At 58.5% G+C, this 11,957-nt stretch carries 11 protein-coding genes; 10 read left to right on the top strand and 1 reads right to left on the bottom strand.

Features of this window, described 5'->3' with window-relative positions:
* Positions 1-114 precede the first annotated feature (114 nt).
* The 3 genes from malX to add all read left to right on the top strand — a co-directional run bounded on the left by malX (position 115) and on the right by add (position 3,995).
* The gene (gene malX, locus ACQUTD_RS09505) at positions 115-1,707 is read left to right on the top strand and encodes a maltose/glucose-specific PTS transporter subunit IIBC (protein WP_072568334.1); all 1,593 of its coding nucleotides are present in this window, start codon (positions 115-117) and stop codon (positions 1,705-1,707) included.
* Between the two features lie 10 nt (positions 1,708-1,717).
* Positions 1,718-2,887, top strand: a complete 1,170-nt coding sequence (locus ACQUTD_RS09500; RefSeq protein ID WP_473274740.1) for a PatB family C-S lyase — start codon at positions 1,718-1,720, stop codon at positions 2,885-2,887.
* 106 nt (positions 2,888-2,993) lie between these two features.
* Positions 2,994-3,995 (top strand): adenosine deaminase, encoded by a 1,002-nt coding sequence (gene add, locus ACQUTD_RS09495; protein ID WP_072568332.1) that lies wholly within the window; start codon positions 2,994-2,996, stop codon positions 3,993-3,995.
* A gap of 27 nt (positions 3,996-4,022) precedes the next feature.
* Here the strand turns inward: add and ACQUTD_RS09490 are convergent, their stop codons facing one another.
* A complete protein-coding gene (locus ACQUTD_RS09490) occupies positions 4,023-5,066 on the bottom strand; it encodes an oxidoreductase (RefSeq protein ID WP_473274741.1) in 1,044 nt (347 codons plus the stop codon).
* A 218-nt stretch (positions 5,067-5,284) separates the two neighbouring features.
* Here ACQUTD_RS09490 and blr point away from each other — a divergent pair, with 218 nt between their 5' ends.
* The 7 genes from blr (at position 5,285) to rsxD (ending at position 11,948) form a co-directional block, all read left to right on the top strand.
* On the top strand, positions 5,285-5,410 hold the full coding sequence (blr, locus tag ACQUTD_RS09485; RefSeq protein WP_318376307.1) for a division septum protein Blr: 126 nt from the start codon (positions 5,285-5,287) through the stop codon (positions 5,408-5,410).
* 126 nt (positions 5,411-5,536) lie between these two features.
* The gene (locus ACQUTD_RS09480; RefSeq protein WP_473274742.1) at positions 5,537-6,937 is read left to right on the top strand and encodes a GH1 family beta-glucosidase; all 1,401 of its coding nucleotides are present in this window, start codon (positions 5,537-5,539) and stop codon (positions 6,935-6,937) included.
* Between the two features lie 220 nt (positions 6,938-7,157).
* Complete coding sequence (locus ACQUTD_RS09475) at positions 7,158-7,598, top strand: DUF2569 family protein (RefSeq protein ID WP_473274743.1); 441 nt, start codon at positions 7,158-7,160, stop codon at positions 7,596-7,598.
* Positions 7,599-7,673: 75 nt separating this feature from the next.
* Positions 7,674-8,255 (top strand): electron transport complex subunit RsxA, encoded by a 582-nt coding sequence (rsxA, locus tag ACQUTD_RS09470; RefSeq protein WP_072568327.1) that lies wholly within the window; start codon positions 7,674-7,676, stop codon positions 8,253-8,255.
* Positions 8,255-8,833, top strand: coding sequence for an electron transport complex subunit RsxB (rsxB, locus tag ACQUTD_RS09465; protein WP_473274745.1), 579 nt, complete (start codon positions 8,255-8,257; stop codon positions 8,831-8,833). The genes rsxA and rsxB overlap by 1 nt, the downstream gene beginning before the upstream one ends.
* Positions 8,826-10,895 (top strand): electron transport complex subunit RsxC, encoded by a 2,070-nt coding sequence (rsxC, locus tag ACQUTD_RS09460; protein WP_473274746.1) that lies wholly within the window; start codon positions 8,826-8,828, stop codon positions 10,893-10,895. The genes rsxB and rsxC overlap by 8 nt, the downstream gene beginning before the upstream one ends.
* Positions 10,896-11,948 (top strand): electron transport complex subunit RsxD, encoded by a 1,053-nt coding sequence (gene rsxD, locus ACQUTD_RS09455; protein WP_321987389.1) that lies wholly within the window; start codon positions 10,896-10,898, stop codon positions 11,946-11,948.
* The last annotated feature ends 9 nt before the right edge of the window (positions 11,949-11,957 follow it).

Here is an 11,957-nt window from a genome sequence, read left to right as displayed (position 1 = left end):
TACCCTTTTTACCGCAATTTATACGCTTACTATGTGATATTTGTCGCACTAAAATTTGATAAAACGTTTTATCTTCTGGCCACTGAATCCACTTTTCCAGACAAGGAATCGTTCATGCCTGTTAAAACTGCACCAAAAATTACGTTGTGGGAGTTTTTCCAGCAGTTAGGGAAAACCTTTATGTTGCCGGTGGCCCTGCTCTCTTTCTGCGGGATCATGATGGGCATCGGCAGCTCCCTGAGCAGCCATGATGTGGTGACGCTGTTACCGGCGCTTGAAAATCCGGTGTTACAGGCGATTTTCATATGGATGGGGAAAGTTGGTTCGTTTGCGTTCAGCTTTCTGCCGGTGATGTTCTGTATCGCCATTCCGCTGGGGCTGGCGCGCGAAAATAAAGGCGTGGCGGCCTTCGCCGGTTTCGTCGGTTATGCGGTCATGAACCTGGCGGTTAACTTCTGGCTGACCGCGAAAGGCATTCTGCCCACCACGGACGCCGCCATTCTGAAAGCCAACAACGTGCAGAACATCCTCGGCATCCAGTCCATTGATACCGGCATTCTGGGCGCGGTGATCGCAGGGGTGGTGGTCTGGCTGCTGCATGAACGTTTCCATACCGTGCGCCTGCCGGACGCGCTGGCGTTTTTCGGCGGCACGCGTTTTGTGCCGATCATTACCACCGTAGTGATGGGGCTGGTGGGGCTGTGTATTCCGCTCATCTGGCCGTTTTTCGCCATGGGCATCAACGGCCTCGGGCAGATGATCAACAGCGCCGGGGATTTTGGGCCGATGATTTTCGGCACCGGCGAGCGTCTGCTGCTGCCCTTTGGCCTGCACCATATTCTGGTGGCGCTGATCCGCTTCAGTGAAGCAGGCGGTACGCTCGACGTCTGCGGCAACACGGTCAGCGGCGCGTTAACCATCTTCCAGGCGCAGTTAAACTGCCCGACTTCCCACGGCTTTGCCGAGAGCGCTACACGTTTTCTGTCGCAGGGTAAAATGCCTGCCTTTCTCGGCGGCTTACCGGGTGCGGCGCTGGCGATGTATCACTGCGCTCGTCCGGAGAATCGTCATAAAATCAAAGGTCTGCTCATTTCCGGCGTGGTCGCCTGCGTGATTGGCGGCACCACCGAGCCGCTGGAGTTCCTGTTCCTGTTCGTCGCGCCGGTGCTGTATGTGATCCATGCCCTGCTCACGGGTCTGGGCTTTACCATGATGGCGGTGCTGGGCGTCACCATCGGCAACACCGACGGCAACCTGATCGACTTTGTGGTGTTCGGCATCCTGCACGGTCTGGCGACCAAATGGTACATGGTGCCGGTGGTCGCAGCGGTCTGGTTTGTAACCTACTACGCCATTTTCCGCTTCGCCATTACCCGCTTTAACCTGAAAACGCCGGGTCGCGAGGCAGAGATCAGCAGCCAGCTTGAAAAACGTTTTGCGGGCAGCGCCGGGAAATCGGGCTATAACGTCCCGGCTATTCTGGCGGCGCTGGGCGGCGCGGAGAATCTGGTGACCATTGATAACTGCATTACTCGCCTGCGCCTGTCGGTGGCGGACATGTCAAAAGTGGATACCGACGCGCTGAAAGCACTGCGGGCGATTGGAGTGGTGAAATTAAACGAGCATAATCTTCAGGTGGTCATTGGCCCGCAGGTTCAGTCGGTCAAAGATGAGCTGGTGTCACTGATGAATACCGTTGAAGCATAAGGATAGCGAGATGTTTGATTTCTCAACCGTCGTGGATCGCCACGGCACCTGGTGTACCCAGTGGGATTATGTGGCAGACCGTTTTGGTCACGCCGACCTGCTGCCGTTCACCATCTCGGATATGGATTTTGCCACGGCGCCCTGTGTGATTGAGGCGTTACAGGCGCGGCTGGCCCATGGCGTATTAGGTTACAGCCGCTGGAACAACGAGGAATTTATCAGCGCCGTGCAGCACTGGTTCAGTACGCGCTTTAACGCCCCGCTGCCGGACAATGCGCTGGTCTATGGCCCGTCGGTGATCTACATGGTCGCCGAACTGATCCGCCTGTGGTCTGCCCCCGGTGACGGGGTGGTGGTGCATACCCCGGCCTATGACGCGTTCTACAAGGTGATCGAGGGCAACGATCGCCGCGTCGTGCCGGTGCCCCTGCAACATAACGGCGACTGGTACTGCGATATGGCCGTGCTGGAAGCGGTGCTCGCGCAGGAAGAAAACAAAATCCTGCTGCTGTGCAGCCCGCAAAACCCGACCGGGAAGGTCTGGACGCAGGATGAACTGGAAACCATGGCGGCGCTGTGCGCCCGCCACGGTGTGAGGGTGATCAGCGATGAGATCCATATGGATATGACCTGGGGAGCGCAGCAACATATTCCGTGGAGCCAGGTGGCAGATGGCCCCTGGGCGCTGCTTACCTCGGCGTCGAAAAGCTTTAATATCCCGGCGCTGACCGGCGCATATGGCATTATTGAAGATAACGTGACACGGTCACGTTATCTGACGGCGCTGAAGAGCCGCGACGGGCTGTCCTCGCCGTCGGTGCTGGCGATCCATGCGCATATTGCCGCCTATCGCGAGGGCGCGCCCTGGCTGGATGCGTTGCGGGCATATCTGGCGGCAAACCTGGACTTTGTAGCGGCGGAGCTGAACGCCGCCTTCCCTGCCCTTAACTGGCAGCCGCCGCAGTCGACTTATCTGGCCTGGATAGACCTGCGGCCGCTGGGTATCGATGATGCACTTTTGCAGCAGGAGCTGATTGAAAACCAGAAGGTCGCCATTATGCCGGGCCTGACCTATGGCGACGCGGGCCGCGGTTTTGTGCGTCTGAACGCCGGTTGTCCGCGCATCAAGCTGGAACAGGGTGTTAGCCGGTTAATAGCCGGAATTCAGGCACTTTTGTGATTTTGTGTTGCGCAACCAACTTATTGCTTGCGCAACATAGCTTTTTACCCCGATTTATTTTTATAATGCTCTGCACTTTACCTAAAACATCTAAAAAGAGTGCAGCATGATTGATTCCACTATTCCATTGACCGACATTCACCGCCACCTTGATGGCAATATTCGCGCCCAGACCATCCTCGATCTTGGCCGCCAGTTTAATCTCTCTCTGCCCGCTGATACCCTTGATACCCTGCGTCCGCACGTGCAGGTGACCTCCAACGAACCGGATCTGGTTAGCTTCCTGTCAAAACTCGACTGGGGCGTGAAAGTGCTGGCCTCGCTGGACGCCTGCCGTCGTGTGGCGTTCGAGAATATGGAAGATGCGGCGCGCAATGGCCTGCACTATGTTGAACTGCGTTTTTCACCGGGCTATATGGCGATGACCCATAACCTGCCGGTAGCGGGCGTGGTGGAAGCGGTAATCGAAGGGGTGCGTCAGGGCAGCAGCGCGTTCAACGTGCAGGCGCGTCTGATCGGCATTATGAGCCGCACTTTTGGCGAGGCGGCCTGCCTGGAAGAGCTGGAAGCATTGCTGGCGCACCGCGACAGCATTACCGCGCTGGATCTGGCGGGCGACGAGCTGGGCTTCCCCGGCAGCCTGTTCCTCTCCCACTTCAACCGCGCGCGTGATGCGGGCTGGCGTATCACCGTCCATGCCGGCGAAGCGGCGGGCCCGGAGAGCATCTGGCAGGCGATCCGTGAGCTGGGCGCCGAGCGTATTGGCCACGGCGTGAAGGCCATTGAAGATCCTGCGCTGATGGATTTCCTCGCTGAGCAGCGCATCGGCATTGAATCCTGTCTGACCTCCAATATCCAGACCAGCACGGTCGCGTCGCTTTCCGCGCATCCGCTGAAAACCTTCCTTGAGCACGGCGTGCTGGCCACGCTGAATACCGACGATCCGGCGGTACAGGGCGTGGATATTATTCATGAGTATCAGGTCGCGGCGCCGCAGGCCGGTTTAAGCCGCGAGCAGATCCGCCAGGCGCAGATCAACGGTCTGGAGATCGCCTTCCTGAGCGCCGCTGAAAAACAGGCGCTGCGCGACAGCCTCATCCGCGCATAAAAAAAGCCCGGCAGATGCCGGGCTTCTTCATGACGACAGGCAAAGCGTCGAGCGATGTTTTGCCGATTCCATGCCCAGCTCGATCAGCTCCATGATCTGAATCGCCTGGCTGGCGGGCACCGGGTTTTCCCCGTCACCGTTCAGCGCATCGCGGATCCCGGCATAATAGGCCGGATAGTTGCCCGGAATGGTCAGCCAGCTTTCCTCTACCCGCTCGTCGCCTTCGGCACGGGTCAGCACGCCGTCGCGCATGTCATAACCCCAGTCTTCCTGCGGCAGACGTTCGCCGTTTTTCAGCCGTTCTTCCTGCGGATCGAGGCCAAACTTCACATAGCTGCCCCGGGTGCCGTGCACGATATAGCGCGCCGATTCTGCCGCCGCCAGCAGCGTGCCGTGCAGCACCACGCGCCGCTGCGGATAGGTGAGCACCGCATGGAAATAGTCGGTAGCCTGCGCGCCGGGACGTAATTGCGCCAGATCGACGTTCATCCCCACCGGCAGGCCAAACAGGTTGACCGCCTGATCGAGCAGATGCGGCCCCAGATCGTACCAGATGCCGCTACCCGGCCCGGCCATTTCTCGCCAGCGATTGCGAACTTCCGGGCGGTAACGATCGAAGTGCGATTCAAAATAGGTTACTTCCCCCAGCGCGCCTTCCGCCACCAGCGCTTTCAGCGTCAGGAAATCGCTGTCCCAGCGGCGGTTGTGGAATACCGACAGCACGCGGCCAAGGGTTTTCGCCAGCGCATCCAGCTCGCGCGCCTGTGACAGTGTCACGGTAAACGGCTTATCCACCACCACATGTTTACCGGCTTCCAGCGCCGCTTTCGCCAGCGGGAAATGGGTATCGTTGGGCGTGGGGATGACAATCAAATCCAGCGAAGGATCGTTAAACAGATGCTTCGGCTCCGACACCACCGGCACGTTCGGCCAGTCGGCATGGACTTTGTTTTCATCACTGCTGGAGATCGCCGCCAGCTCCATGCCCGGCGTGCCTTCGATCAGCGGCGCATGGAAGGTTTTACTGGCATAGCCATAGCCAATTAATCCGACACGGATCTTGTCACTCATAAAGCTGCCTCTCGTCAGTGGAGGAATGTGTTTTCGCTTTATTAATCATACGTGGCGATGGTCAGCCTGTCTTCCTCAAACAGAGCGTCATCTGGGGGCGCTGATTTCAGAAAATCCTGAAAATACCCTGAATACCGACGCAGACTTGCCGGAATAATCACGCCCCGCTACTATTCGCCCTCAGGTAAACAGGAGAAGTCTGCATTATGAACGGAGTAGTGACCCGCATTATTGAACTCGCCGGCTGGATCGTGCTGGGCGTCAGCGCCATTTTATTAGGGGTTGCCAGCCATATTGATAATTATCAGCCGCCGGAACCCGCCGCCCACGTACAGGCAAAATAACGCCCTCCCCGCCGGGTTAAAAGTGACTGCCCTCCCATTCCGGTAACCGGTTTCTGAAACCGGTTGCGGTGATAAACGCATCGCGTGTAACGTGCCTTAACGTCATGAAACAGTAAGGAGCACACGATGGCTGCGTTTCCGGAAGAATTTTTATGGGGTGCCGCGACCGCGGCGTATCAGGTTGAAGGCGGACATGATGCCGATGGTAAAGGCCCGTCGATCTGGGATGTGTTTTCGCATATTCCCGGCGCCACCTGGCAGGGCACCAACGGCGATGTCGCCGTTGACCATTACCACCGCATACAGGAAGACGTCGCGCTGATGGCGGAAATGGGGCTGCAAAGCTACCGGTTTTCGATTTCATGGCCGCGCCTGCTGCCGCAAGGCCGCGGCGAGGTGAATGAAGCGGGCGTGAAGTTCTACAGCGATCTGATCGACGCCCTGCTGGCGCACAATATTGTGCCTATGGTGACCCTTTATCACTGGGATTTACCCCAGGCACTGCAGGACGAAGGCGGCTGGGAAGCGCGCTCTACGGCGGACGCTTTTGAGGAGTACGCCCGCCTGTGCTACGACCGCTTCGGCTCCCGCGTCCGCCTGTGGGCCACCTTCAACGAAACCATCGTATTTATCGGTCACGGCTATATCACCGGCAGCCATCCGCCCTCCGTTACCGATCCGGCGCGGGCCATTCAGGCCTGTCACCATGTCTTTATCGCCCATGCGCTGGCGGTAAAAGCCTTTCGTCAGTCCGGCATCGCAGGTGAAATCGGTTTTGTGAACGTGCTGCAACCGCATACCCCGCTCACCCGCCTGCCGGAAGATGTGGCGGCGGCAGATCTGGCGGATGCCATTTATACCCACTGGTTTTACGATCCGGTGCTGAAAGGCGAATATCCGGCGGCATTACTGGCTGCCGCGCAGCAGCGCTGGGGGGTGCCGCGGTTCGCCCCGGACGACGATCGCTTACTGCGGGAGAATCGCTGCGACTTTATCGGCCTGAATTATTATCGTCGTGAAACGGTAGTTTCCAATCCGCACGAAACCCATACCCAGGCGAATCATTCTGGCGAGCGCAACAGCGGTCATGAATTCGGCTTTAAAGGACTGTTTAAATTCGTGCGTAATCCGGACGGCGTTTATACCGACTGGGACTGGGAAATCTGGCCGCAGGGACTGACCGACGGCATTATGCAAATCAAAGCCCGTTACGGTGATATTCCCATCTACATCACCGAAAATGGCTTAGGCGCGAAGGATCCCATTATTGACGGGGAAATTGTAGATGACCCGCGCATTGATTATCTGCGCATGCATGTGGATGCGATGGCTGACGCTATGGCGCAGGGCGCGGACGTGCGCGGCTATTATCCCTGGTCATTTATTGATTTGCTGAGCTGGCTTAACGGCTATAAAAAACAGTACGGTTTTGTCTATGTCGATCATGACAATAATCTGGCGCGTAAACGTAAAAAAAGTTTCTTCTGGTATCAACAGTTAATAGCCAGTCGCGGCGCGCAGCGTTAATTTCCCACAGGCACCCTCCCGGTGCCTGTTTTTTTTACCGCTTAAGAACCACCTTAACTCCCCCGCCACCGCATTGACGGACAAATCTGTTTCGCCAGGTCGCGTATTATTACCCGCTGCGTCCGGGTGTTACCGGTAATAATGCCAGTAGTATTCCCCCGGCAATGCTTTATAATCTTCGCCCGGCAAATTACGCGTACAGACTAAAGGTGAATAATCCATGACCGCAACGCCCGCAGAACGAATCGGAGGCTGGTTACTCGCCCCCCTGGCATGGCTGCTGGTGGCGCTGCTGAGCACATCGCTGGCGCTTCTGCTCTATACTTCGGCGCTGATGTCGCCCCGGACGTTCGCCACGCTGCACGCCCAGGGCGTGATGTCGATGGTGATGTGGTTTGCCACCCTGCTGTTTGCTGTAGGCATGTGGTATTACACCCTGTGGCTGACCATTGCCTTTTTCAAACGCCGCCGGATGGTGCCAAAGCACTATATTATCTGGCTGCTGATTTCGGTGCTGCTGGCGGTAAAAGCCTTTGCCTTTTCCCCGGTATCGGATGAACTGGCGCTGCGCCAGCTGCTGTTTCCGCTGATGGCGGCGGCGTTGCTGGTGCCCTATTTTAAGCGCTCCGGCAGGGTCAAAAAGACCTTTGTTAACCCGTAATAACCCTACAGTTATGCTGTTGTCGCCCGTTGCGGATTATCCGATAATGGGCGGTTTATTCTTTCAGGGCGAATAATGACTGATTACTTATTGCTGTTTGTCGGAACCGTTCTGGTCAATAACTTTGTGCTGGTGAAGTTTCTTGGCCTCTGCCCGTTTATGGGGGTGTCCAAAAAACTGGAATCCGCCATGGGGATGGGACTGGCAACCACCTTTGTCATGACGATGGCCTCCGTGTGCGCATGGATCATCGACACCTGGGTGCTTATTCCGCTGGATCTGATCTATCTGCGTACCCTGGCCTTTATTCTGATCATCGCCGTGGTGGTGCAGTTTACGGAGATGGTAGTACGTAAAACCAGCCCGGCGCTCTATCGCCTGCTGGGCATTTTTCTGCCGCTTATCACTACCAATTGCGCGGTGCTGGGCGTGGCGTTGCTCAATATCAACCTTGGGCACAATTTTATGCAGTCCGCGCTGTACGGCTTTGCCGCGGCGGTGGGCTTTTCACTGGTGATGGTGCTGTTTGCGGCGATCCGTGAGCGTCTGGTGGTGGCGGATGTGCCGGCCCCCTTCCGCGGTAACGCCATTGCGCTGATCACCGCAGGTTTAATGTCTCTGGCCTTTATGGGCTTTAGTGGTCTGGTGAAGTTGTAATGAGCGCGATCTGGATTGCCATTGCCGCCCTGAGCGTTCTCGGGCTGATCTTTGGCGTCATTCTCGGTTACGCCTCCCGCCGTTTCGCGGTAGAGGACGATCCCGTTGTCGAACGCATTGACGAACTGCTGCCGCAGAGCCAGTGCGGTCAGTGCGGCTACCCTGGCTGCCGCCCTTATGCTGAGGCGGTGGGCGTGCAGGGTGAAAAAATTAACCGCTGCGCCCCTGGCGGCGAAGCCGTGATGCTTAAAATCGCCACGCTGCTAAATGTGGATCCGCAGCCGGTGGGCGACGAAGAGGTCGCGGCCGAGCCGGTGCGTATGCTGGCGGTGATCGACGAACCTAACTGTATTGGCTGTACCAAATGCATTCAGGCCTGCCCGGTCGATGCCATCGTCGGCGCGACGCGCGCCATGCATACGGTGATGAGCGACCTGTGCACCGGCTGTAATCTGTGCGTCGATCCCTGCCCGACACAGTGCATTGAGCTGCGTCCGGTGGCCGCTACCCCTGACAGCTGGAAATGGGATTTGCAGACGATCCCGGTGCGCATCATTTCTGTGGAACAACATGCTTAAGTTATTCTCGGCTTTCCGAAAAGATAAACTGTGGGACTTCCACGGCGGTATTCATCCGCCGGAAATGAAGACCCAGTCCAACGGCACGCCGCTGCGTCAGCTGCCGCTGGCCTCACGTTTTGTCATTCCTCTCAAGCAGCACATCGGCGCTGAGGGTGAGCTGTGCGTGCGTGCAGGCGATCGCGTATTGCGCGGTCAGCCGCTGACCCGCGGGCGCGGCCGTATGCTGCCGGTACATGCGCCAACCTCCGGCGTGGTGGTGGCCATTGCCCCCCACTCCACGGCGCATCCGTCTGGCCTGGCGGAACTGAGCGTGCTTATTGACGCCGACGGCGAGGATCAATGGATCGAGCGCGACGGCTGGAGTGATTACCGCTCCCGCAGCCGCGAGGCGCTGATTGAGCGTATTCACCAGGCGGGCGTCGCTGGTCTTGGCGGCGCGGGCTTCCCGACCGGCAACAAACTGCATGGCGGCGGCGATAAAATCGACACGCTGATCATCAACGCCGCCGAGTGCGAGCCGTACATCACCGCCGATGACCGTCTGATTCAGGATTGCGCGGCGCAGGTGGTGGAAGGCATTCGCATCCTTGCGCATATTTTGCAGCCGCGCCAGGTGCTGATTGGCATTGAAGATAACAAACCCCAGGCGATATCCATGCTGCGGGCGGTGCTGGCAGGATCGCACGACATTACGCTGCGCGTCATCCCGACCAAATACCCGTCGGGCGGCGCGAAACAGCTGACACAGATCCTCACCGGCAAACAGGTGCCGCACGGCGGACGTTCGTCCGATATCGGCGTGCTGATGCAGAACGTCGGCACCGCCTATGCGGTAAAACGCGCCGTGGTGGATGGCGAACCCCTGACCGAACGCGTGGTGACGCTGACCGGTGAAGCGGTAAAACAGCCGGGCAACGTCTGGGCGCGTCTGGGCACGCCGATCCGTCATCTGCTTGACGCCGCAGGTTTTTGTCCCAGTGGCGAGCAGATGGTCATCATGGGCGGTCCACTAATGGGCTTTACTCTGCCGTGGCTGGACGTGCCGGTGGTGAAAATCACTAACTGCCTACTGGCACCGTCCACCACTGAAATGGGCGAGCCGCAGGAAGAGAAAGGCTGTATCCGTTGCAGCGCCTGTGCGGACGCCTGTCCTGCCGATTTGCTGCCGCAGCAGCTCTACTGGTTCAGTAAAGGCCAGCAGCACGACAAAGCCACCGCGCATAACCTCTCCGACTGCATCGAGTGCGGCGCCTGTGCCTGGGTGTGTCCGAGCAATATTCCGCTGGTGCAGTATTTCCGTCAGGAAAAAGCCGAAATCTACGCCATCGCGCAGGAAGAAAAACGTGCCGCGGAAGCGAAGATGCGCTTTGAAGCGCGTCAGGCGCGTCTTGAGCGTGAAAAAGAGGCGCGTCTCGCCCGCCACAAACAGGCGGCGGTACAGCCTGCGGCGAAAGATCAGGCTGCCATCGACGCGGCGCTTGCCCGCGTGCGTGAGAAAAAACAGAACGCCACCCAGCCGGTGGTGGTGCAGGCAGGCGCCGTACCGGATAACAGCGAGGTAATCGCCGCCCGTGAAGCCCGCAAAGCCGAAGCGCGCGCCCGTCAGGCAGAGAAAGCACAACAGGCTGCGGCCGTTAACGCGCCGGACGCCGATCCGCGTAAAGCCGCGGTAGAAGCGGCCATTGCCCGCGCTAAAGCGCGTAAAGCGCAGCAGACCGCCGAAGCCCCAGAGCCGGCAGCGACTCCTGAACCTGTTGGCGATGTTGATCCCCGTAAAGCGGCGGTGGAAGCAGCTATCGCCCGCGCCAAAGCCCGTAAAGCGCAGCAGCAGGCGGCAGAAGCGCCACCGCCGAAAATTCCACCCGCGCCGGAAGAGGTCATCGATCCGCGCAAAGCCGCGGTGGAAGCGGCTATTGCCCGCGCCAAAGCACGTAAAGCCCAGCAGCCGGTCACCGATACTCCGGCGGCCAATGACGATCCGCGTAAAGCGGCCGTCGCTGCGGCGATCGCCAGAGTTCAGGCTAAGAAAGCCGCACAACAGGCCGTTAACGAGGATTAAATGGTTTTTCGAATCGCAAGCTCCCCTTATACCCATAACCAGCGCCAGACGTCACGCATCATGATGCTGGTATTGCTGGCGGCCCTGCCGGGCATTGCCGTGCAAAGCTGGTTTTTCGGCTGGGGTACGCTGATACAAATTATACTGGCTGGCGTCAGCGCGCTGGCCGCCGAAGCGCTGGTGCTGAAATTACGCAAGCAGAACATCAAAATGATCCTTGCGGATAACTCTGCGCTGTTAACCGGCCTGCTGCTGGCGATCAGTATTCCCTCTTTTGCCCCCTGGTGGATGGTGGTGCTGGGCACGGTGTTCGCGGTGATCATCGCCAAGCAACTTTACGGCGGCCTCGGGCATAATCCCTTTAACCCGGCGATGGTCGGCTACGTGGTGTTGTTGATCTCTTTCCCGGTGCAGATGACCAGCTGGCTGCCGCCGCATGACATTGCCGCCACCGTTCCCGGCTTTATGGATGCGCTGCAGGTGATCTTCTCCGGCCATACCGCCAGCGGCGGCAATATGGATACCCTGCGCATGGGCGTTGACGGCATCAGCCAGGCGACGCCGCTGGATACCTTTAAAACGTCTCTGCATGCCGGACATAAAGTTGACGAGATCCTGAGCTACCCGATTTACAGCGGCGTGCTGGCAGGCGCGGGCTGGCAGTGGGTAAACCTGGCTTATCTGGCGGGCGGGGTGTTCCTGCTGTGGCAGAAAACCATCCGCTGGCATATCCCGGTCAGTTTTATCGCCATGCTGGCCTTCTGCTCCACCCTTGGCTGGCTGCTGTCGCCGGACAGCCTGGCATCCCCGACGCTGCATCTGTTCTCCGGGGCCACCATGCTGGGCGCGTTCTTTATTCTCACCGATCCGGTGACCGCGTCGACCACCAATAAAGGCCGTCTGATTTTTGGCGCGCTGGCGGGTCTGCTGGTGTGGTTGATCCGCAGCTTCGGCGGCTATCCCGACGGCGTGGCCTTTGCCGTACTGCTGGCGAATATCACCGTTCCGTTAATCGATTACTACACGCGCCCGCGCGTGTACGGTCACCGCTAAGGACGCACC

This window comes from Enterobacter sp. K510 (assembly GCF_055804875.1).
This window is presented reverse-complemented; position numbering and strand designations above follow the sequence as displayed.